16 protein-coding genes are annotated in these 23,234 nt (G+C 36.5%); 5 read left to right on the top strand and 11 right to left on the bottom strand.

Translation table 11 applies throughout. From position 1 onward, the window contains the following. Nucleotides 1–14 precede the first annotated feature (14 nt). From AAEU33_RS11840 to ribA, 8 genes are all read right to left on the bottom strand, one after another. Complete coding sequence (locus AAEU33_RS11840; protein WP_345987691.1) at nucleotides 15–2,459, bottom strand: condensation domain-containing protein; 2,445 nt, start codon at nucleotides 2,457–2,459, stop codon at nucleotides 15–17. Nucleotides 2,460–2,566: 107 nt separating this feature from the next. Continuing rightward, the gene (locus AAEU33_RS11835; protein WP_345987690.1) at nucleotides 2,567–2,878 is read right to left on the bottom strand and encodes a condensation domain-containing protein; all 312 of its coding nucleotides are present in this window, start codon (nucleotides 2,876–2,878) and stop codon (nucleotides 2,567–2,569) included. Nucleotides 2,879–2,883: 5 nt separating this feature from the next. Further along, complete coding sequence (locus AAEU33_RS11830) at nucleotides 2,884–3,864, bottom strand: condensation domain-containing protein (protein ID WP_345987688.1); 981 nt, start codon at nucleotides 3,862–3,864, stop codon at nucleotides 2,884–2,886. 115 nt (nucleotides 3,865–3,979) lie between these two features. Next, nucleotides 3,980–7,714: an amino acid adenylation domain-containing protein gene (locus AAEU33_RS11825; RefSeq protein WP_345987687.1), complete on the bottom strand. Its 3,735-nt coding sequence runs from the start codon at nucleotides 7,712–7,714 to the stop codon at nucleotides 3,980–3,982. Continuing rightward, a complete protein-coding gene (locus AAEU33_RS11820) occupies nucleotides 7,707–10,382 on the bottom strand; it encodes an amino acid adenylation domain-containing protein (RefSeq protein WP_345987685.1) in 2,676 nt (891 codons plus the stop codon). Before AAEU33_RS11820 ends, AAEU33_RS11825 begins: the two co-directional genes overlap by 8 nt. 178 nt (nucleotides 10,383–10,560) lie before the next feature. After that, nucleotides 10,561–10,974, bottom strand: coding sequence for a transcription termination/antitermination NusG family protein (locus AAEU33_RS11815; RefSeq protein WP_345987684.1), 414 nt, complete (start codon nucleotides 10,972–10,974; stop codon nucleotides 10,561–10,563). 575 nt (nucleotides 10,975–11,549) lie between these two features. Then, nucleotides 11,550–12,980 carry an SDR family oxidoreductase gene (locus tag AAEU33_RS11810; protein ID WP_345987682.1) on the bottom strand — a complete coding sequence of 477 codons (1,431 nt, stop codon included), beginning with the start codon at nucleotides 12,978–12,980 and terminating at the stop codon, nucleotides 11,550–11,552. 48 nt (nucleotides 12,981–13,028) lie between these two features. Further along, nucleotides 13,029–13,619: a GTP cyclohydrolase II gene (gene ribA, locus AAEU33_RS11805; RefSeq protein WP_345987681.1), complete on the bottom strand. Its 591-nt coding sequence runs from the start codon at nucleotides 13,617–13,619 to the stop codon at nucleotides 13,029–13,031. Nucleotides 13,620–13,952: 333 nt separating this feature from the next. Between ribA and AAEU33_RS11800 the strand changes: the two genes are divergently transcribed. From AAEU33_RS11800 to AAEU33_RS11780, 5 genes are all read left to right on the top strand, one after another. Further along, a complete protein-coding gene (locus tag AAEU33_RS11800) occupies nucleotides 13,953–15,431 on the top strand; it encodes a cryptochrome/photolyase family protein (protein ID WP_345987679.1) in 1,479 nt (492 codons plus the stop codon). Next, nucleotides 15,431–15,712, top strand: a complete 282-nt coding sequence (locus AAEU33_RS11795) for a TIGR03643 family protein (RefSeq protein ID WP_172279109.1) — start codon at nucleotides 15,431–15,433, stop codon at nucleotides 15,710–15,712. The genes AAEU33_RS11800 and AAEU33_RS11795 overlap by 1 nt, the downstream gene beginning before the upstream one ends. 10 nt (nucleotides 15,713–15,722) lie before the next feature. After that, complete coding sequence (locus AAEU33_RS11790; RefSeq protein ID WP_345992764.1) at nucleotides 15,723–16,421, top strand: SDR family oxidoreductase; 699 nt, start codon at nucleotides 15,723–15,725, stop codon at nucleotides 16,419–16,421. A gap of 35 nt (nucleotides 16,422–16,456) precedes the next feature. After that, nucleotides 16,457–17,104, top strand: a complete 648-nt coding sequence (locus AAEU33_RS11785; RefSeq protein WP_345987678.1) for a MarR family transcriptional regulator — start codon at nucleotides 16,457–16,459, stop codon at nucleotides 17,102–17,104. Nucleotides 17,105–17,285: 181 nt separating this feature from the next. After that, the gene (locus tag AAEU33_RS11780; RefSeq protein ID WP_345987676.1) at nucleotides 17,286–18,845 is read left to right on the top strand and encodes a sigma-54 dependent transcriptional regulator; all 1,560 of its coding nucleotides are present in this window, start codon (nucleotides 17,286–17,288) and stop codon (nucleotides 18,843–18,845) included. On the opposite strand, the gene AAEU33_RS11775 is transcribed toward AAEU33_RS11780, so the two are convergent. From AAEU33_RS11775 to AAEU33_RS11765, 3 genes are all read right to left on the bottom strand, one after another. Next, nucleotides 18,824–19,465 (bottom strand): TMEM175 family protein, encoded by a 642-nt coding sequence (locus AAEU33_RS11775; protein WP_345987674.1) that lies wholly within the window; start codon nucleotides 19,463–19,465, stop codon nucleotides 18,824–18,826. The two genes, AAEU33_RS11780 and AAEU33_RS11775, sit on opposite strands and share 22 nt — an antisense overlap. A 126-nt stretch (nucleotides 19,466–19,591) precedes the next feature. Further along, on the bottom strand, nucleotides 19,592–20,944 hold the full coding sequence (locus AAEU33_RS11770; protein ID WP_345987672.1) for a sigma-54 dependent transcriptional regulator: 1,353 nt from the start codon (nucleotides 20,942–20,944) through the stop codon (nucleotides 19,592–19,594). Between the two features lie 12 nt (nucleotides 20,945–20,956). Further along, the gene (locus AAEU33_RS11765) at nucleotides 20,957–23,224 is read right to left on the bottom strand and encodes a histidine kinase dimerization/phosphoacceptor domain -containing protein (protein ID WP_345987670.1); all 2,268 of its coding nucleotides are present in this window, start codon (nucleotides 23,222–23,224) and stop codon (nucleotides 20,957–20,959) included. Between the last annotated feature and the right edge of the window lie 10 nt (nucleotides 23,225–23,234).

The following is a 23,234-nucleotide window of genomic DNA, read 5'->3' as shown; positions in this document are numbered from 1 at the left end:
TATGGTAGAAGAAGCTAAATCACTTCCTTTTCAAGTTTATGTACGGTAGCACAGATACTCGTCTCTGTAGGACCATATGCATTGTAAAAAGTTCCATACTTTAAATATTCTTTCGTCTTACCGATAACGGCTGATTCTCCTGCGGTTATTAAACCTTTCAATCCCTGAAGTCTCTCAACATTCAGTAAACTGAAAAATGCCGGTGGCAGTGTTACCAGATCAATGGAATGATTGTTTACATACTCTTCAAAGGCATAAACATCTTTTCTAACTGAATCACTCAAAATATGAAGACTCTTACCACTTAGCAACGTCATAAAAATCTCTGAAATAGAAGCATCAAATGAAAAAGAAGCAAACTGAGCAACATTCTCATAAGAGGGAACTTCGAAGAATTCTTTCTGGAATAACATTGTATTCAAAATACCGCCATGAGTATTCAAAACTCCTTTTGGTTCTCCCGTAGAACCGGAAGTGTAGATGATGTATGCAATATCATCTCTTTCTAAAACTTCTGATGTAAAGCCTGAGGCATCTTCTTCTGTAAATTCTAAATCTATAGAAAAAGATTCACCAGAGTAGAAATCGAGGTCAAAGAAATAGTAAGATTCGGTGATCAATAAAGATAAGCCGGAAGTCATCACTTCTTTCCTGGATTCTGGAAGATTCGCATCTATAGGTACATAAACTGCTCCTAGCTTCAATATCCCAAGAATAGAAACGATCTGATTTTCTCCACGATTAAGCATTACTCCTACATAATCGCCTTTCTTGATCCCATAAGCACTTTGAAGCTGAAGAGCAAGGCTGGATGCTTTTTCATTCAATTCGGTATAGCTTAAGCTAAGATCATCAAAAACAACAGCAATATTGTCAGGAGTAACATTCACCTGATCTTCAAATAAACTAAGAATTGTTGTATCTGCAGGATAAGCAACTTCTGTAGTGTTAAGCTCATTGATCAGGAACTCTCGCTCAGAGAAACTTAGATAATCTAATTCCGAAAGAGGGGTATCAATGTACGTTTTAAATTGGTTAAGGGCATTTTTCAAGTGAGAAACCAGAATCTTGATAAAAGAAGAATATACTGATGCATTGTATTCAAAATCCATATTTAAATGATCCTCATATGGTTCTGCGACTAATGTAAAGTTATAGTTGGATTGATCAAAAACTTTTACATTTTCAAAGTTTTCATTCGGTTCATTCTTTACGTAGTTTTCAAATATAATAATGTTGCTTAGCAAATCTTTCCCTAAAGAAGATAAGGATTGAATTTCCGCCAAACTGTTGAAATGATATCCTGTATTCTGTATAGAATCCTGATGTACTTTTTTCAAAAGGCTACGCGGTGTATCATCTTTGTTAACCAAAATCCTTACAGGGATGGTATTGATAAACAATCCGACCATACGTTCTACGTCCTCAATTTCTGCCGGTCTTCCTGACACAACAGCTCCGAATATGATTTCTTCTGAGGAATTGTATTTACTTAAAAGATAAGACCACACACCCTGTATATAAGTATTGAGAGTAATTCCAAGTTTCTGACACAGCTGATCAATTTCTTTAAATTCATCTCCCACCACACTAAATTTTTCGGTAACAAAATGAGGAGGTTCTTCTTTGGAGTTCTTTTCAAAAGGTATAAGCGTTGGAGCACTAATTCCTTCTAAATAGTTTTTCCAATGCAACATTGCCGAATCTTTATCAATCCCGCTTAGCCATTTAAGATAAGCAGAATATTTCTGAGGTTCTGGTAAATTGACTTCCAGACTTTGTTTAAGCGAGTCTAATATTGCAGAGAAATCGTTGATCAGGATACTCAGACACCATCCATCCATAATGATATGGTGATAACTCCAAATAAACTCATATGTATCATTTGATAATTCTACTATTATCAAACGTAATTGTGTAGGTTGATTCAGAGCAAAACCACGGATAATATCATTTTCTTTAATAATCTCCAGATCGTTTTCCAGGGAATCTTTAGATCCTATTGTATGATATTTAAAGTCAACTTGTGCTTTTTTGTGAACGATCTGCAAAGGAACTTCTCCATAACGATTATCAAAAGAAGTCCTTAAAACCGTATAGCGATTGACAAGGATTCCAAATGCCTTTTCTACTTCCGACAGATCAAGACCCTCGGATTTTGTCCTGTACGAAGTCTGCATGAAATACGTGGCTCCTTTGGGTTCCACAAGCCAATGGTAATACAAGCCCTGCTGCATTGGCGAAAGCTCATAAATATCTTCAATATCCCCTTTCTTATTGATCTCCTGAATCGTATTGAATGACAATCCTTTATAAGTAAGATCTGATGGTGTTAAAATCACCTCTGAGCATTCACTCTCACCAATCATTTTCTCCAAATGATTCTGATAGCTATCCATCAATTTCTGAACCGTAGCTTCAGTAAAGAGATCTCCTGAATAACGGATCTTGATAGTCATGGCACCACTTATCGTGATTCCTGAAACATCCAATAGAATATCGGTTCCTAGGTTTTCTTCAGATACCGGATTCCCGATAGACTCTGAGCTATAATTAAATGCTGATCCTATTGTATCATCAAAATCTCCAAGATAATTGAACTGAATAGTAGGACTTCCTGTTGAAGAAAATGAATCCCTAAATAATTTAATACTCCGTAACCAATCCCTTTATGTGGAATACCTCTCAAATTTTCTTTGATACTCACCAATGCAGGCTGGTTCTTATTGTTGATATCTAACGAAAAAGGATACACACTGGTGAACCATCCTACTGTTCTGCTGATATCAAGGCCTGTACTCATCACCTCTCTACCATGGCCTTCCATCAGCACCTTGGTCTTGTTAATACCAAACTGATCCTGTAAGGATAAGGCCAATCCCGTCAATAAAACATCATTAATCTCTGCACTGTATTTCTTACCTGCACACCCTGTAATAATTTCGTAGACGATTCATTTAAGGAAAAGCTGATGCTGCTATCTAAAATATGTTTGCCTTTTGCAGGGTAATCGGTTGGAATAACCGGATAAATCTCTGATTCTATACCTTCCCAATACAAACGCTCTTGGGATAAAGAAGAACTATTGCTATACTTCTTCAATGCTGCTCCCCAACTCTGGAAAGAATCTGTTTTGGAAGGAAGCTCATAAGATACTCCCTTCATTCCCGATTCATATAAGCTTCCTAAATCTTCAAGCAAAATCCTCCAGGAAACTCCGTCAACCACAAGGTGGTGAATAACCAATATGATTCGGTCACCATCACTCATCGAAACATGTCCTATATGGAATAATATTCCGGATTCTATATTGATGGTGCTTTGGAGGCGATCTCCTATTTTTTGTAAAGAACTCTGCTCGTTTTCAAAAGAGCCTTCTTCTCTGATATCAAAATATTCAAAATGATAATGATGACCTTCTGATCCTGCATTATATTGATTCCACTCACCTTCTTTCTGGCTATACACCATTCTTAAGGCATCATGGTGTTCTACAAGACGTTTGATCGAAGATTCCAAGATAGAACCTGAAAGTCTTTCATTGCTCTTTAAAATAACAGCCTGGTTGTAATGGTTTTTATCAGACAGTTCCTCGCTATCAAAGAAATACCTTTGGATAGGAGTCAGAATACTATAACCCGTTACTACAGATTGATCGATCACTGCAATATCTCTTGTCATATAACGAGCCAACTCTTCTAAAACAGGATATTGTAAAATATGTTCTACTTTTAAGCTATAGCCACGCTGACGTAATCTGGATACGATCTGGATCGACTTAATAGAATCTCCGCCTAAGTTATAATAGTTATCACGGATACTGACGGGATTGTATTTTAAAACCTGCTCACAGACTTCTACCAATGCTTTTCTTCCGTTGTTACTGGAGCTACATATTCAGTCTTGATTAAATCTGAAGTGCTTACTTCTGGCAAACTCTTTCTGTCGATCTTTCCGTTACTGGTCAGTGGAATATGCGCTAACTCAACGTAAAAACCAGGTAGCATATATTGGGGAGCTTACTCTCTAAATAATAAGCTAGTTCCTGCTTGTCAATAACAGAATTACTGACATAATACACCACTAGCTTTTTGTCTCCTTCATGTTCTTTAACTTCCGTAACTACAGATTTAATAGATTCACTAAAAGAAAGCACCTGATGATCAATCTCTCCAAGCTCTATTCTATGCCCACGGATCTTTACCTGATCATCAATCCTTCCCAGATACTCTATTGTACCATCTGGCAACCATCTTCCCAAATCTCCGGTACGGTACATTTTTGTACCTTCAACAAACGGATTGTCTATAAACTTCTCTTCTGTCAGATCTTCACGGTTTAAATAACCTCTTGCTAAACCTGCTCCCGCTATATACAATTCTCCATGAACTCCAACCGGTAACAAATGTCCATATTCATCCAATATATAAATCTGTGTATTCGAAATTGGACCTCCGATCGTGTTAACAGATAGTTCAACTTTTCGGGCAATACAGCCTACGGTTGCCTCTGTTGGGCCGTACTCATCATAGATCTCAATATCTTTATTGATAGTGTGAATAATCTGAATATGCTCATTATAAAGCTTTTCTCCTCCTAAAATAATTTTTCGGATACCCGTATTATTGATTTCTACATTCTTTAATAATGAAATATGAGAAGGCGTTAATTTTAAAATATCTATATCCGGATTTTCAAACGCATTCATAAGAACAGCTAAAATGTCTGCTTCATTCTCTCCCAACCATAAAGAGCATCCTCTCGTCAGAGAACAGAATAGTGCAGTAACTGAAAGATCAAAGGATATTGAAGTGAATAATCCCCAATTGCCTCGGTCTCCACAATTAAAATAATATCCATTACTCCAGGAAATATAGTTCATCAAACTAGAATGGCTGATACAAACTCCTTTAGGGTTTCCTGTTGTACCCGACGTATAAATAACATAAGCCAGATCTGAAGGATGAATCTCTGTAGAAAGATTTTCTATTGAATAATTTTCTTTCAATGAATCAAACTCTTTCCAGAATGACTCATCGATATATAATTTACATTTGGTGTCTTTTATAATATATTCTGTTCTTTCCTGAGGGTAATTCACATCAATCGGAACATACGCTCCTCCTGATTTTAGAATTCCAAGAATCGAAACAATCATCTTTTCATTACGTGGCAGTTCAATACAAACCAAGTCATTAGACCTGATATTGTAATGATTTCTCAGGTAATGAGCTAGACGGTTAGATTCTGTATTTAAATCATTGTAGCTAAGCTTTACATCATCATATGTTAGTGCTACACTATTCGCACAGCTATTAACCTGTTCTTCAAACAATTTTACAACAGTCTTTTCAGAAGAATATGAAGTTTCTGCACCATTGAAGTCTTCCAATAATTCCTTTACTTCCGGATTACTTAAATAGCTGAAGTTTTTGATTGCCTGATCAGGAAAAGCAGCAAACTGTCCCAATATATTCTTAAAATGCCCGGCTAAAGATGTTATTAAAGATTTATAAAATACAGATGAATTGTATTTAAAATCTATTGATAAGCTATTTTTTCCCGGAACGGCAATAATATTAAAATCATAATTCGTCTGTTCAAAAGTATCTGCTTTTTGATCAGCCATTCCCATGATCGAAAGATGATTATCAACATCCCGCTTTGCATAGTTCTCAAAAACGATAATATTGTTGATCAACTCTTTTCCTAATGAAGATAGAGACTGGATATCGGATAAACCGGTAAAATGGTATCCGGTACCCTGAATAGAATCGTAATGTAATTTTTCGAGTAAATTTCTTGGTGTTTCATCTTTACTTACATTCACACATACAGGAATAGTATTGATAAAGAGTCCAACTATATGCTCAACCTCTTCAATATTTGCCGGTCTTCCTGAAACCACACTCCCAAAAACTACTTCTTCAGATGCATTATAACAACTTAACAAATAAGACCAAACTCCCTGGACATATGTATTGAGAGTGATTCCCAGATTCTTACAAAGATTGCTAATACCAGCGAATTCCTCATTTTCTACTTTTATTATTTCGGTAATAAAGTGAGGATCCTTTTCTGATGTACTCTTTTTAAAAGGAATAAGTGTTGGAGAAACCACCCCTTTGAGATAATTTCCCCAGTAACTTAAGGCTTCTTCTTTATTTACTGTTTTCAGCCAGTTGATATAAGACGAATATTTTTTAGATTCCGGCAAATTAATCTCCACATCTTGCTTCAGGGAGTTCAAAATAACAGCGAAATCATTGATAAGGATACTCAGACACCACCCATCCATGATAATATGGTGATGACTCCAAATGAATTCATATTCTCCATTAGGAAGCGTGATAACCGTCAGGCGCATTTGGGTAGGTACACCCAGGTCAAATCCTTGGGCTATATCCTCTTCTTTTATAGTATCTAATTCAAGCTCTGATTCTAAGATTAAATGCTTAAAGTCAACTTGTGCTTTTTTGTGAACGATCTGCAAAGGAACTTCTCCATAACGATTATCAAAAGAAGTCCTTAAAACCGTATAGCGATTGACAAGGATTCCAAATGCCTTTTCTACTTCCGACAGATCAAGACCCTCGGATTTTGTCCTGTACGAAGTCTGCATGAAATACGTGGCTCCTTTGGGTTCCACAAGCCAATGGTAATACAAGCCCTGCTGCATTGGCGAAAGCTCATAAATATCTTCAATATCCCCTTTCTTATTGATCTCCTGAATCGTATTGAATGACAATCCTTTATAAGTAAGATCTGATGGTGTTAAAATCACCTCTGAGCATTCACTCTCACCAATCATTTTCTCCAAATGATTCTGATAGCTATCCATCAATTTCTGAACCGTAGCTTCAGTAAAGAGATCTCCTGAATAACGGATCTTGATAGTCATGGCACCACTTATCGTGATTCCTGAAACATCCAATAGAATATCGGTTCCTAGGTTTTCTTCAGATACCGGATTCCCGATAGACTCTGAGCTATAATTAAATGCTGATCCTATTGTATCATCAAAATCTCCAAGATAATTGAACTGAATAGTAGGACTTCCTGTTGAAGAAAATGAATCCCCTAAATAATTTAATACTCCGTAACCAATCCCTTTATGTGGAATACCTCTCAAATTTTCTTTGATACTCACCAATGCAGGCTGGTTCTTATTGTTGATATCTAACGAAAAAGGATACACACTGGTGAACCATCCTACTGTTCTGCTGATATCAAGGCCTGTACTCATCACCTCTCTACCATGGCCTTCCATCAGCACCTTGGTCTTGTTAATACCAAACTGATCCTGTAAGGATAAGGCCAATCCCGTCAATAAAACATCATTAATCTCTGCACTGTATTTCTTACCTGCACACCCCTGTAATAATTTCGTAGACGATTCATTTAAGGAAAAGCTGATGCTGCTATCTAAAATATGTTTGCCTTTTGCAGGGTAATCGGTTGGAATAACCGGATAAATCTCTGATTCTATACCTTCCCAATACAAACGCTCTTGGGATAAAGAAGAACTATTGCTATACTTCTTCAATGCTGCTCCCCAACTCTGGAAAGAATCTGTTTTGGAAGGAAGCTCATAAGATACTCCCTTCATTCCCGATTCATATAAGCTTCCTAAATCTTCAAGCAAAATCCTCCAGGAAACTCCGTCAACCACAAGGTGGTGAATAACCAATATGATTCGGTCACCATCACTCATCGAAACATCCTATATGGAATAATATTCCGGATTCTATATTGATGGTGCTTTGGAGGCGATCTCCTATTTTTTGTAAAGAACTCTGCTCGTTTTCAAAAGAGCCTTCTTCTCTGATATCAAAATATTCAAAATGATAATGATGACCTTCTGATCCTGCATTATATTGATTCCACTCACCTTCTTTCTGGCTATACACCATTCTTAAGGCATCATGGTGTTCTACAAGACGTTTGATCGAAGATTCCAAGATAGAACCTGAAAGTCTTTCATTGCTCTTTAAAATAACAGCCTGGTTGTAATGGTTTTTATCAGACAGTTCCTCGCTATCAAAGAAATACCTTTGGATAGGAGTCAGAATACTATAACCCGTTACTACAGATTGATCGATCACTGCAATATCTCTTGTCATATAACGAGCCAACTCTTCTAAAACAGGATATTGTAAAATATGTTCTACTTTTAAGCTATAGCCACGCTGACGTAATCTGGATACGATCTGGATCGACTTAATAGAATCTCCGCCTAAGTTATAATAGTTATCACGGATACTGACGGGATTGTATTTTAAAACCTGCTCACAGACTTCTACCAATGCTTTTTCTTCCGTTGTTACTGGAGCTACATATTCAGTCTTGATTAAATCTGAAGTGCTTACTTCTGGCAAACTCTTTCTGTCGATCTTTCCGTTACTGGTCAGTGGAATATGCGCTAACTCAACGTAAAAACCAGGTAGCATATATTGGGGGAGCTTACTCTCTAAATAATAAGCTAGTTCCTGCTTGTCAATAACAGAATTACTGACATAATACACCACTAGCTTTTTGTCTCCTTCATGTTCTTTAACTTCCGTAACTACAGATTTAATAGATTCACTAAAAGAAAGCACCTGATGATCAATCTCTCCAAGCTCTATTCTATGCCCACGGATCTTTACCTGATCATCAATCCTTCCCAGATACTCTATTGTACCATCTGGCAACCATCTTCCCAAATCTCCGGTACGGTACATTTTTGTACCTTCAACAAACGGATTGTCTATAAACTTCTCTTCTGTCAGATCTTCACGGTTTAAATAACCTCTTGCTAAACCTGCTCCCGCTATATACAATTCTCCATGAACTCCAACTGGTAACAAATGTCCATATTCATCCAATATATAAATCTGTGTATTCGAAATAGACTTTCCAATATTTACATTTGGATCATTGACAATGGAAACAGATGACCATACTGCACACTCTGTAGGACCATATTCATTATACAGAATAGCATCGCTATGTTTTTGATGATTTAATACTAAATTTTTACTTAATTCCTCGCCTGCAACAATGACATGTTTCAGCGTACTTTCTCCTGAAATGTTTTCATTGAGATAAGTAAGCAAACTGGAGTAATAATTGGGAACACATAATATTCCCTCAATTTTATTTTTTATAATCTGATGCGAAATATATTCAACATCTTTAATATTCATATTGCTTTCAATAAATAATCTTCCGCCACTGCACAGTGTTCCAAAGATTACGGCTACCGAAGAGTCAAAAGAGAAAGAAGGGACAAGTAACATACTTTCAATATCATAGAAAGCAATTCTGTTGATCGTAGAATGAAATACATTCTGATGCTCGATCATTACTCCTTTAGGGGTTCCCGTAGTTCCTGATGTATAAATAACGTATGCCAGATGATTTCCTTTTATTGCACAACCACAGCTTTCCGCTGAATATGCATGTTTAACTTCATTAAACTTGGCCAGGAATACTTCATCTATATTCACTTTAGCTTTAGTATCAGATAGAATGTAGTCAATCCGTTCTTTTGGATAATCTCTATCGATCGGAACATATGCTCCTCCAGATTTTAATATACCCAGTATGGATATGATCATCTTTTCATTCCGGGGAAGTTGAATACAGATCAGGTCATCAGCCTTTATATCATATTGATTTTTAATATAATGAGCCAACCTATTGGATTCCATATCAAGATCAGCATAACTCAAAGCTACATCTCCATAGATTACTGCAAGCCCGTCGGGATTTTTCCTTACCTGAGAATCAAATAAATCAATAATTGTCTGATCAGAAGGGTAATCAGTTGTCAAGTTAAACCTGCTAAGCATTTCTACTCCCTCCTCTTCTGAAACAAGGGCATAATCGGTGAGACTTGTATCTAGTAATTGATCATAATTGGAAAGAATATGCACTAAACTCTTCAATAAATTCTCAATTAAATATCCTCTATAAATATCTTTATAATAAATACTTAAAACAACCTTTTCTTCAGATTCGTTATACAAAAGAGAAAGATTATCCTGTACGGATTCAGAACTCTTCCCATACTGAATCGAAAAATTAGAGTATTTCGTTAAATCAAGATCATTGTTATTGTAATCAGAATGAGAAACAGCTTCTTTAATATTGCTTGCAAAACTCTTCAAAAGGTCTTTAAATGTTATCTCTGTATTTTTCTCAACATCCAATAATATTTTATTTTTTAATGGAATATGATCAGATGCAAACACCTTAATAACACCTTGAAAATCTTCGCAATATCTATCAAGTAAAAAAGAAAAAATAGATGAAAGAATGGTTAATTTGGATAAAGAACTGTTTTTTGAAATTTTCAGAAAACTATCCAGATCACACTTCAAAATCTCGATTTCCAAAGATGCAGTGTTATCTTCAGATAAGACAACAGTTTCTTTATTTTTTGTCTTATTTAGCCAAAAAATATTTGATAAAGAGGATGTGTTTAGCATTATATTAAATGATAAGGTTGGATTTCAGCGATCAGACTTTGTTGTAAAGAATCTATTCTTACACAAATCTTTTGATTGTTATTTATTATAGAATTTTACATGGATAAGACTGGAAAGGGCCGGATATTATAACTTCTTTTTCTTCTATATTCAGTTCATGTATCCTTTTACATTCTACCTCATAATAATGGTTCAGACATACTTTAATGCGATTTATTTCTTCATCTAAAATCGGGACTAATTTGCCTCCAGATCTGATAAATAATACAATCCCATCCATTATAAGTGCTTTGAAATAATCTTTTATTATTTCCAGATAAATAAAGACATACGAATTAAAAAGAGGCTTTTCTACTTTCTTTTTACGGTCACTCCATTGTGACATTATTATATTGAGAGATAGATATATCGTAAAATCTCGCTCAGCTAAATTCTGAGCTATTTTTCTTTGGAGATGGGATTTGGTATAGATTACATACCAACCTTTGATAAAGTTCATAATGTTAAGCAATCACGGTTATTACAGCTTCGCCACTTAAGTCACAGTTTCTTGTGACAAAAGAGATATTAAAGAACTAAAAAAAAGAGAGATTATTAAAGAGACTTTAGATGATAATATTTTTAATCTTTGATTTTTTCGATTCTTAGTGTTTAGTTTTTCTGAGTTGCTAATGTAAAAAAAAAACATTTAAATTATGTCACTAAATTTTGAATTTAACAAAAAATTAATTTCTCATTAGCATACAACACCTCTTATTATTCACTTTTTTACAGTAAGTTAGGTAAAATAGTTAAAATATTAATGTACAATATATCAACAAGTAATGAAATGAACAATCGAAAATTCGCCCCTAAATTAAATCAAAAAACAGTGACATAATAAGATTTAAGTAGACTTTATAAATTTCAACAAATTAACAAGATTAACAATAAATTATTTGATAACAATCTCATCAAGGCCACAAGACTCATGCAAAGATTACATTCTTCGATGCCGTTTTTTAATTTTAAAATTCGTTGCTGTAATGACAGATTGAGCGACAATATTCGTTGTGAGTTGATAACTTAAAACAGTCACTCTTTTGCTAATCTCTTTACCATACCTTTAAAAATAATCCCATGAAATGGTAAAACAGAATACCAGTATAATCTCCCGGTCAGTCCATGCGGCCGGAAAACCGCTTTTTGCCAAAGCTTTCCTTTATAAGTTTTAAACATGAGCCATGCCTCACCGGGAAGTTTCATTTCTGCGAAGAGAATAAGTTTTCCTTCTTCTTTGTTTGCATATAAAACACGCCAAAAATCCAAAGCATCACCTTCGTGAAGTTGATCGGGATGTGTTCTCCCACGCCGCAATCCGGGTCCGCCAATCAATAGATCCAAAAACCCCCGTATTTTCCATAGGCTTTGCCCGTACCAGCCGTTTGTTCCTCCTAAAGAAAAAACCCGATTCAGACATTTTTCACGATCATCGTATTCTGCAGTTCTTAGATCCGTAAAGCATCCATATTTTGGGACATCAAGATAATTTTTCAGATTGGAATCACTTCTGCTGCTGATAAAGCTGTCCTTCCAGCTTGATATAATTTCCTTATCCTGAATTTTAGCGAGAGTTCTTCTTAAGGCTGTATCATATGAAAATGGCTGAACACCCGTAATCTGTTTTATTTCCAGTAAGCTTTCTGGCCTGCATACCACCTCAATTTTCATACTTCCAACCAGTGCGGAAGCCAAATTATAGGATGTCGAAGTAATAAAATACAACCAATACGAGGACAGTTTGGGTGTCATTACGGGAACTGTAAAAATCTTTCTTTTCAGCCCTCTGATTTTAGCAAATTCCAAGAGCATTTCTTTATAAGTCAACACATTATCACAACCTATATCAAAATTTCTGCGATAGGCCTTTTCTTTAAATAATGTAAAAATCAGAAAATCAAGAACATTGGCAATTCCTATCGGCTGACATTTTGTGTGAAGCCACCTTGGAGCGATCATTATGGGTAATTTTTCTACCAGATCTCTTATAATTTCAAAAGAAGCACTTCCTGATCCAATGATAATTCCGGCTCTTAAGACCGTGGCAGGAATTTTACATTGCATAAGAATCTTTTCAACCTCAAACCGGGAACTTAAATGTTGGGATAATTCTTTTTCGTTGACAAGACCCGAAAGATAAATGATGTGTTTGCATTCCGTGTTCTCAATAAAATTGGAAAAGTTAACAGCGCATTCTTTTTCTTTTTCAGCATAATCATTGCTATTGCTCATCGAATGCATAAGATAATACGCTCCTGAAATATCTTTCGGAATATTTTCCAGGGTTTCAGGTTTTAAAAAATCTACTTCCACTACCTCCACCTGATTATCTTTAATATCGACACTTTTGGAAAAACGATTTTTATCTCTGCAACAACAGATAACCCGATAACCCTGAGCAGCGATAACGTCGATCATTCTTTTTCCGATGTATCCGGTTGCGCCGGTGAGCAGAATTTTTTTCATAGGATTAGGCTTTGGTGGTTTGACAATGTTTGCCGGTGAAAGAAAAAATTATACCTTTTCTAAAAGATGCCCGAAATAATCTTTCTTTTTTGCCAGGTAACTTTCATTGACCTCATTCGACTCTATTTCCAGCGGAATTCTATTCTTTAGCTTAATTCCACTGTTATCAAGAGATTTCAGCTTTTCAGGATTATTGGTCAGCAGATTAATTTCATTTACTTTCAAAATCTTCAGCACTTCTATCGCGATATCAAAATTTCTGCCATCAGCCGGTAATCCCAGTTTCAGATTAGCTTCTACCGTATCAAAGCCTTTTTCCTGAAGTGCATAAGCTCTCAATTTGTTGATGATTCCGATATTCCGACCTTCCTGACGCAGATAAATAATCATTCCGCCGTTCTCATGCACATATTTCATAGCAGCATCCAGCTGTTGCCCGCATTCGCATTTTTTAGAATGAAAAACTTCGCCGGTGATACACTCCGAATGAAAACGCACGTTCACCGCAGTACTAAAATCTGTACTTTCTGCCACCCAAACCAGATTCGGATTCCAATCATCTTCGAACTCTGAAAATGCATAAACAGTAAACATTCCAAAATCAGTTGGAATATTCGATTGCGCTTGTATTGTCAACATAATTTAAAAATTAAAAAATCATATAGTACAAATTTATACTTTATTTTAAATAAAAATAAAATTATTTACTAAATTTGTAGATAAATACATTTTCTTATGCAGGAAAATCCAATATCACACAGGAAAAAAAACTGAATTATATATTGAATACCAAAAAGTTATAATAAATGAAAGAGAAGTCCCGGATCAATGTTTCACTAATTACAACCTTTCGAAATTAATTTTTTTGACAAGGTGAAATAAAATAAAATTGAGCACTGATAAATAACAACCGGCCTTTTAATCCAGAGAACAGGCAAAACTTTACAACCCTAAGCAAGAATTCAGACGATTATGGCTAAAATAATAAAACATACCGCTCAACTGATTTTTCCGCATCAGCTTTTTGAGGATACTGATTACCTTATCCAAGATCAGCCGGTATTTTTGATAGAGGAATTCTTATTTTTCAGGCAATATGCGTTTCATAAACAGAAGATAGCTTTTCATCGTGCGACAATGAAGTTCTATGAACATACATTGAAAAAATCCGGTTTTGAGGTTGAATATATCGAAAGTTCATCGAAATACTCAGACATCAGAAACTTAATTCTGAAACTGGAAAAAGACCATTTTAAAACTATAAAAACGACAGATGTTTGTGATAATTGGCTGGAAAAAAGATTAAGACAAACCAAATTAGATCTTGAAATTCATGACAGCTCTCTTTTTTTGAATACCAAAGAAGAGCTGAAAGATTACTTTGAAGGGAAGAAATCATACCATCAGACTGATTTTTACAAGCAGCAGAGAATCACCCGGAATATCCTGATGAAGGCAGGAAAACCGCTGGGAGGAAAATGGACCTATGATACGGAAAACCGAAGAAAATATCCTAAAAATAAAAAAGCACCTTTCATATATTTCCCGACAAACAATCAATATTATGAGGAGGCGAAAGAATATACCGAAAAACATTTTTCAAAAAATTACGGAATTCTTACAGATGAACAGCTTTATCCTACAACTTTCAAAGAAGCCGAAAAATGGCTTGAGCAATTCCTGGAAATGCGTTTTCCGGAATTTGGCATTTATGAAGACAGCATCGTGGAGAAAGAATATTTTCTGCATCACAGTGTTCTTTCTCCATTAATGAATGTAGGACTTTTAACTGCGGAAAATGTTATGGAAAAAGCCATTTCCTTTGCAAAGGAAAATGATATTCCGGTAAACTCACTGGAAGGTTTTGTTAGACAAATTTTAGGATGGAGAGAATTTGTCCGGGGCGTTTATCTTTATCAGGGTGTGCATCAGCGGAATAAAAATTACTGGAAACACAAGCAAAAACTTCCGGGATCTTTTTATACCGCTAAAACGGGAATCCAGCCAGTTGACAGCTCAATTCAGAAAATTCTAAAAACCGGCTATGCACACCACATCGAAAGGCTGATGATTTTTGCTAATTTAATGAACCTCTGCCAATTCGATCCTGATGAAGTATATCAGTGGTTTATGGAAATGTTCATTGATTCTTATGACTGGGTAATGGTTCCGAATGTATATGGAATGAGCACCTTTTCGGATGGTGGCAAAATGAGTACGAAACCCTACATCAGTGGCAGCAATTACATCAAAAAAATGAGCGATTATCCCAACGGAGAATGGGCAGAACAATGGGATGCACTTTTCTGGAACTTCATCAATGATAACAAGGATTTTTTCGCCAAAAATCCAAGGCTGGGCATGATGTTGAGAACGCTTGAAAAAATGCCGGAAGAGCAACGGAAACAGCATATAAAAAGAGCAAAAGAATTTATTGAAAATCTGAAATAATGAATAAAAATTTCAATATACGGGAAAGGGACCGGATTATCGAGATGGCCTGGGAAGACCGTACTCCATTTGAAGCTATAGCATTTCAGTTTGGGATCAGAGAATCTGAAGTGATTGAAATAATGCGTGCTGAATTAAAAGAATCGAGTTTTAAACTTTGGAGAACGAGGGTGAATTCCGGCGTGAGTCAAAAACATTTAAAAAAGCGAAATGAAGATATCATTCGCTTTAAATGCAGTAGACAAAGAACCATTAGCAACAATAAAATTTCTAAAAGATAATAGAGTAATCATGAAAAATATTGTCATCGTCGGATGTGGAAAAGGAATTGGACATGCAACAGCAGAAATCCTTTCCGAACAAAATAAAATCATAGGAATTTCAAGAACAATACATCCCGGGGTAAATCACGCTAATATAACATTCCATCAAATGGATATTCTTTCCGGAAATTTAGATGAAATTACTTTTCCTGAAGTTGTAGACGGACTGGTATACTCTCCCGGAAGCATTAATCTGAAACCGTTTAACAGGCTTACCATAGATGAGTTCAAGAATGATTTTGAAATTAATGTGATAGGAGCAGTGAAAGTTATTCAAAAGCTTTTACCGAATCTTAAAAAATCTGAAAGTGCCTCTATTGTATTTTTCAGTTCTGTAGCGGCAAAACTGGGAATGCCGTTTCACTCTTCAATTGCTGCCAGCAAAAACGCTGTGGAAGGTCTTACCAAAAGTTTAGCGGCTGAATTTTCGGCGCATAAAATCAGGGTAAATGCCATTGCTCCTTCTTTGACAGATACTGAGCTCGCCTCAAACCTCTTATCAACTCCTGAAAAAAAGGAAGCATCCGCTAAAAGGCATCCTCTGCAAAGAATTGGAAATGCCGAAGAAATTGCGGAAATGACAGCTTTTTTAATTTCCGATAAATCTTCCTGGATTACGGGCCAGATTTTTGGAATCGACGGTGGAATGGGAAGTGTGAAACTTTAACGTAAAAAGATATATTTTTAGATTAAATTTGTGCCATGAATACCGATTTTTTCATTGATTTGCTTCATAAGGTAAAAGAATTTGAAAACTCCGAAGCTTGTAAACCTCATTCTACCACTGAGGATTTCCGTCTTTGGCTCAATGATCAGAAATACAGAAAAGAAAGCCCTACAAAGCTTTTTAAAAATGAAGAGCATCAGGTTGCTTTTACCGAAAATGAAATCTGCAAACAGGTTCTGCTTTTGGCAAGATATTCCAAGCAACTTATTAGAAAAGGACTTAATGACTTTCCTGAATTAGCCAATGAAGAATTCACCTATCTGTATAGACTGAAAGATGAACCAAACCTGACTAAAATTCATCTCATTGAAAGAAACGGACATGAGAAACAGACAGGGACTCAAATTATCAAGCGTTTATTGGAATACGGTTTAATTGAAGAAAAAAACGACAGCGAAGACAAAAGAAGCAAACGTCTGAACATCACTAAAAAAGGAGAAGATTATTTCCACCGTTCTGTTAAAAAAGTAAATATAACTTCAAGAATTCTTGCCGGGAAGCTTGAAAATAATGAAAAAAATGAGTTTCTGGAATTACTCAGAAAGCTTAATGATTTTCATTCTAATCTTTACTTTCAATATAAAAATTCTAACATTGACGAGATTACTGAAGCATTCGACTAGATCCAGAATTACGTGAAGTTTAAACCATGATCTCCTTAAATCGCCTATTCCCGGACCGACACCGGTTGTAAAGGCTAAACCACCAAATAAAGATTCACTCTTCGAAGTTGCTTTTTTGTTTCTTTAAATGAGATCTTTTTCTCAATTTTCCTATCTTTAAATTTTCAAGTAAGAATTTTCTATGAGCAAGCCTTCTGATCCTAATGCAGAAATGATGAAACGCCTGCAGGACATGCAGAAAGAACAGCTTATCATTGTCCGTTTAACCAAAGACTTTTCTACCGTTTTAAACAAAAAACAATTTCTTTCTGTTCTCAATACCTCTTTCAAAACTGAACTGGGCTTTAATGATTGTATGATCATCAGGGATTACAGAGGGACTATTGAAATGCTCATCAGTGGGATTGAAAATCAAAATTACACTATAGATCATGCACTTGATACGTATTTAAAAAAATGCCTTGATTCCGCGGAACCCCTGTTTTTTGATCTTAAAGAATTGTCATCACTTCCTTCCTGTTTTACCGAAGTTAGAAATTCGGGAATGCGAATGGCTGTGGGATTAGGTTTGCCTGCTGTTAATGAAAATAAAAATGTGCTTTTCCTTTTCTACAGAAATTTTATCTCAAGAGATGCTATTCCGGAAAGAATTTTAAACAGCGTTTCTACCCAGGTTTCCATTACTCTTCATAATATTGATGTTCAGGAACAATTGAAAGCGTTTCAGGGAAATATCCAGAACTTTCCTAAAGAAACTGAAGAAGAAAAGAAAAGTGAGTATGGTTTCCATGGAATTGTGGGACAAAGTGAAGTAATGCAGACTATTTTTGAACAGATCTCACAGGTAGCTCCATCACAATCCAATGTCATCATCTTTGGAGAAACGGGTACAGGAAAGGAGCTTATAGCAAAGGCTATTCATGAACTTTCAGAATTTTCGGGAAAGAAGATGGTCAGGGTAAACTGTGCGGCCATTCCTGCCAATCTGATAGAATCCGAACTTTTCGGGCACGAAAAAGGAAGCTTTACCGGAGCAACCGAACAGCGGAAAGGAAAGTTTGAACAGGCGCACAACAGCACCATTTTTCTGGATGAAATAGGTGAACTTCCCCTGGAATTGCAAGCCAGACTTCTGAGGGTTCTTCAGGAAAAAGAAATCGAAAGGATCGGGGGAAACAAAAGAATAAAAGTGAATGTAAGGATCATTACGGCCAGCAACAGGAATCTTGAAAAAGAAGTCGCGGAAGGACGGTTCAGAAGTGATCTTTTTTACAGGCTGAATGTATTTCCTATCCATCTTCCTGCCTTGCGGGAAAGAAAAGAGGATATTCCTTTACTGGCAAACTACTTCCTTAAGAAACTCTATCCTAAGACAGGCAAAAAGATTACCGGTTTTTCTCAGAACGTGGCAAAAATGATGATTGCCAATCCATGGCTCGGTAATATCCGTGAACTAGAAAATATGGTTGAAAGAAGCATGCTGACGGCAAAAGGAAATATGATCAGGGAAATGGATTTTCCGAAAGTTATTAACTCTCAAAATACGGATCAGGATTTCCGGATCAAAACGCTCCAGGAATTCGAAAAGGAATATATTCTAAAAATAATCAAAAAATGTAACGGCCGTATTTTTGGTGAAACAGGTGCTGCAAAGCTGCTGGGATTACCGCCAACCACGCTGATTTCCAAAATGCAGAAACTCGGAATAGAAAAAAAACACTATTTCAAGGGATCTGAATAATGTTTGTCAAGCTCCATTTCTATTTTCCCGGAAGACAAAGCCCAGAAAATCCAAAGGCCTAAAATGATCAGCAGCGACAAGACCGGGATCCAGAACGACAGGATTAATGCAATCACATAAATCGGAAGCCCGTAAAGGTAATTATTATGGATCTTTTTTATAGCAGCATCGGTAATACCGGGACGCAAAAGTTTTTTATTCTGGGTGGCTAGAAACCATAATAAATTATAAGCAAGATTGATCAGAACAAAAATACCGGTATAAAGTGCCACAACAACAGAGGAAGCTTCACCGTCAAAATACCTTGCCAGCAAAGCGGTAGGATAAGAAACTGCTGAAACCAGAAAAAGGATCAGTCCATTCGCAAACATAATTGCGGAATTCCGACTATAGATCTGTTTGAAGATCTTATGATGGTTTACCCACATGATGAAAATGCTGAAAAATGAAAGGATAAATGCCAGAAATGCCGGCCATTGATTCTTCAGAAAGACCAGCAGATCGTTCCCGTTCTGTATTGAATGCTCTTCAGGGAAATGAAGATCCAATACCAAAAGCGTAACAGCTATTGCAAAGACGCCATCACTGAATCCTTCTATTCTGAGTGTTTCTTTTTCCATAATTACCTGATTGATTTATTATTTGATATTCTGCGTAAAGGCATAATGATTTTGTCCTCAATTATTTGAAGAATTATGATTAAAAAAAAGAATGAAAATATGGTCTCCGGTTAGCTTTGCCCGTGATTATTTATAGCCTTTGTCAATTCCTAATTTTTTCATTTTGGAATATAAAGTCTGAGCTTGTATTTTCAGCAGCTCTGCAGCACCGCCAGGTCCGGAAACTTTTCCGTTGGAAGTCTGAAGCGCACTCATAATATGATCTCTTTCCATATCTTCCAATGATTTCAGCTGGCCTGGCATTTCAGAAGATTTTTCAATGATTTTGGGCAGATCAAAGCTTTCTATTTCTGCGGTTTTGGCCAACAGAACATTTCGTTCGATCAAATGCTCCAGCTCACGAATGTTTCCCGGCCAGTGATAATTCAGCAACTGTTCTAATGCTTTTTCACTGATAGAAGTGATATTTCTTCTCGAAGCAGCGGCATATTTATTCAGGAAAAAATGGGCCAGCAATACGATATCTTCCTTTCTTTCTCTCAGCGGAGGCAGTTCAATAGGGAAAACATTCAAACGGTAATACAGATCCAGCCTGAATCTTCCTTCCGCCACTTCTTTTTCCAGGGAGCGGTTGGTCGCTGCAACAATTCTTACATTTACTTTAACTATATTATTTCCACCAAGCCGCTCAATTTCCTTTTCCTGTAAAACTCTCAGTAATTTAACCTGTGAATCCAGTGGCAGTTCCCCTATTTCATCCAGGAAGACGGTTCCTCCGTTGGCCTGCTCAAACTTTCCGATCCTCAATGTATTGGCACCCGTAAAACTTCCTTTTTCATGCCCGAAGAGCTCGGATTCGATAAGCGCATGCGGCAGTGCGGCACAGTTGACTACAACAATAGGATGTGCGCTGCGGTCTGAAAGCTCATGGACAGAATGTGCCACTTTTTCTTTTCCGGTTCCGCTCTCTCCGACCACCAGAACAGACGTATCTGTAGGAGCTACTACCCGTATTTTTTCAACGACATCCTGAAGTACCTTGCTTTTCCCGATAATTCCTTCAATCACTTCGTTGTTTCCGTTATCTGTGCACAGTTCACAGCCTCTTTCCATATCATAACGGTATCTGGCAATATCAAGCATAACAATCATATCACGCTCCCGGAAAGGTTTTACCATAAATCCGTAGGGCTGCGTTTCTTTCACTGCTTCCAGAGTAGACTGGTTGGTATTGGCTGAAATATAAAGAAAAGGCAGATTCATTTCACGCAGTTCCCAGGCGAGATCAATTCCTGTGAGGTCTCCTTTTAAGATGATATCAAGAAGTACCCAATCCGGCTTGCTGTCTGCAATCAGTTTTCTGGCCTGAACCACCGAAGATGCGATTCCTGTGATCTGGTAACCGGCTTTCATCAGCATCAGCTTCAGATCATTGGCTACAATAAATTCATCTTCTACAATTAATATTTTTTCTTTCATGATAGTCAGCCTTTAGTTGGAAGGAGTTATTTCTGTATTTCTTCTGAATGTAATTGTAATTTTTAATCCACTTTTATTTTCGAGATGGAAGGTCCCGTCTAACTGGTCAGTAAGCCCCCGCATCAGGTTCATTCCCAGGGATTCCGTTTCTTCAATATTGAAATCTTCGGGAAGCCCTACTCCATTATCTGATATAATCAGTTCACAAAGATGGTCATCCGTATTTTTGAATGAGACGGAAACTTCACCTTTCCGGTCATCCGGAAACGCGTATTTTACCGTATTATTGACTGCTTCATTAACAATTAATCCCATAGGAACCGCCTGAGCGACGTCAAGTAACACTTTATCAGTATCCACTGTGAAATTAATTTTTTTGTCATACGAATAACATTCTTTGATATAAGTGATCAACTCATAAATATACCATGACATATCAATCATCGAAAGATTATCGGACTGATAAAGTTTCTGATGGATAATGGACATAGCATGCATTCTGTGCTGGCTGTTCTGGATGGCCATCAGGGCATCTTCATTATCCAGGTAAGCAGACTGCGTATTCAGCAGGCTGATCACAATCTGCAGATTGTTTTTGACCCTATGATGGATCTCTTTTAAGAGCCATTCTTTTTCGGCAAGTAATTTTTTCAGCTGTTCGTTCTGTTCATCAATCTGCTTACGTTTCAGTTCCAGGTTTTTATTGGCATTGCTTTTTAATCTTGATCGGTTATACAACAAGGCAGCAAAAAGGATCAGTGCCAGAATACTTCCAATGAAAACATATCTGATAAAGGTATCATTCGCAATCTTAATATCCTGTAGTTTTGCTTTCTGGGTCAGCAGCTGAATGTTTTTATCTTTCTGTTCTGTCTCAAACTGAATTTTAAGGCCATTGATCTGCTTGCTTTTTTCGCCGTTAAAAACAGAATCGGAAAGTTTTTTGTACAGCTGATAATGCTGTATGGCATCCAGGTATTTTCCCTGTACAGAATCTGCTTTGAACCACATTAAATGGTTTTCCGAACGAAGCATATCATTTCCGTTATTTTTAGCTATCGAATCAAAAAGCCTCGCTTTGCGGTACATTTTATCAAAGTTACGGGTCTGGTAATGATAAAAAACAAAGCTTCGCAGCAATGAAGCCTGCTGATTGTTCTTTTCTGCATTTTCACCGTAATAGGCGACCAGTTTTTTGTAGTAGGCTTCGGCTTTATTAAACTGCTTTAAAATGGTATAGGTGCTGAACAGGATATAATTTTCTGACATTTCAAAATCCTGGTCTACGATAGGGTAACGTTCTCTGTATTCTTCTATCATGGTAATAGCCTGCTTAAATTTTTTCTGCCTGATCAGCATCGTAGAAATATTATTGGCAACGGTTCTGATGTAGCTGTTATCTTTATTTTTTTTAGCAGTAGCTAAGGATTTTTCCCAATATCTCATAGCATCGTCGTTCTGGTGAAGATAGTAATACACCATTCCGATATTGCTGTAAATAGAACACATCTGCAAAGAATAATCATTCACCCTTTCTGCTGTTTTTTCTGCCAGAAGACCATAACGGAGCGCTTCCCCATAATCCGCCTTCTGAATTTCAACCTGGGAAATAAGATTGTACACACTTTGTAATTCTCTGAATTTCAACGACTTATAAACAGAAAAGGATTGCCTGAGCAAACCGAGCGCTTTATCAGGACTTTCTTTGATATAATATAGTTCTCCAAGATCTTTTAAGACGCCTGCCTGATTCAGTTTTGATCCTGAATTTTTAAAAAGTTCCAATGCTTTTTCTTTCAGTTTAATTTTAGTATCAAAATACTCGGGTTTATTGTCATACATATACGATAACTCGTTGTATACCTCTCCGGCCTGTTCCTTAAATTGATGGGTTTCAAAATAAGCAAGTGCTTCTTTCATTTTGGATAAAGCAATGTTTTTACTGCCTCTTTCTTTATCTAGTTTAGCATCCAGAAATATGAGCTTTCCGGCAGACATCGGATCTCCGGATTTCATATTCAGTGCTTTTGCCTGTCTGTTCAGAATAGCGGCACTGTCGAGATCAGCCTTCAACTCTCCTTTTTTACTAATATAATAGTTACTCAGCCGCAACAATAAAGCGGTTTTCTGAGCAGTATTGGGGGAAGAGGAAATCTGTTTTCTCAACAGTGCAGGATTTTCTTGGATTTGTGCTTTTATACTCCATGAAAACATAAAAACCAATGAAAAATATACTACTTTAAATAGATTTTTAGATAAAAAATAAAGCCTGAAATTCATTTTTTAAAGG

Source organism: Chryseobacterium sp. Chry.R1, assembly GCF_039645525.1.
Taxonomy (GTDB): Bacteria; Bacteroidota; Bacteroidia; order Flavobacteriales; family Weeksellaceae; genus Chryseobacterium; species Chryseobacterium proteolyticum.
The sequence above is the reverse complement of the archived record's forward strand: the minus strand, read 5'-3'. Positions and strand labels throughout refer to the sequence as shown.

Coding starts and splice junctions, on each gene's coding strand:
- AAEU33_RS11765 (WP_345987670.1), bottom strand. CDS start 23,224: ATGAATTTCAGGCTTTATTTTTTATCTAAAAATCTATTTAAAGTAGTA.
- AAEU33_RS11790 (WP_345992764.1), top strand. CDS start 15,723: ATGAAAAATATTGTCATCGTCGGATGTGGAAAAGGAATTGGACATGCA.
- AAEU33_RS11825 (WP_345987687.1), bottom strand. CDS start 7,714: ATGAGTGATGGTGACCGAATCATATTGGTTATTCACCACCTTGTGGTT.
- AAEU33_RS11795 (WP_172279109.1), top strand. CDS start 15,431: ATGAATAAAAATTTCAATATACGGGAAAGGGACCGGATTATCGAGATG.
- AAEU33_RS11770 (WP_345987672.1), bottom strand. CDS start 20,944: ATGAAAGAAAAAATATTAATTGTAGAAGATGAATTTATTGTAGCCAAT.
- AAEU33_RS11775 (WP_345987674.1), bottom strand. CDS start 19,465: ATGGAAAAAGAAACACTCAGAATAGAAGGATTCAGTGATGGCGTCTTT.
- AAEU33_RS11810 (WP_345987682.1), bottom strand. CDS start 12,980: ATGAAAAAAATTCTGCTCACCGGCGCAACCGGATACATCGGAAAAAGA.
- AAEU33_RS11785 (WP_345987678.1), top strand. CDS start 16,457: ATGAATACCGATTTTTTCATTGATTTGCTTCATAAGGTAAAAGAATTT.
- AAEU33_RS11780 (WP_345987676.1), top strand. CDS start 17,286: ATGAGCAAGCCTTCTGATCCTAATGCAGAAATGATGAAACGCCTGCAG.
- ribA (WP_345987681.1), bottom strand. CDS start 13,619: ATGTTGACAATACAAGCGCAATCGAATATTCCAACTGATTTTGGAATG.
- AAEU33_RS11815 (WP_345987684.1), bottom strand. CDS start 10,974: ATGAACTTTATCAAAGGTTGGTATGTAATCTATACCAAATCCCATCTC.
- AAEU33_RS11800 (WP_345987679.1), top strand. CDS start 13,953: ATGGCTAAAATAATAAAACATACCGCTCAACTGATTTTTCCGCATCAG.
- AAEU33_RS11840 (WP_345987691.1), bottom strand. CDS start 2,459: ATGACTATCAAGATCCGTTATTCAGGAGATCTCTTTACTGAAGCTACG.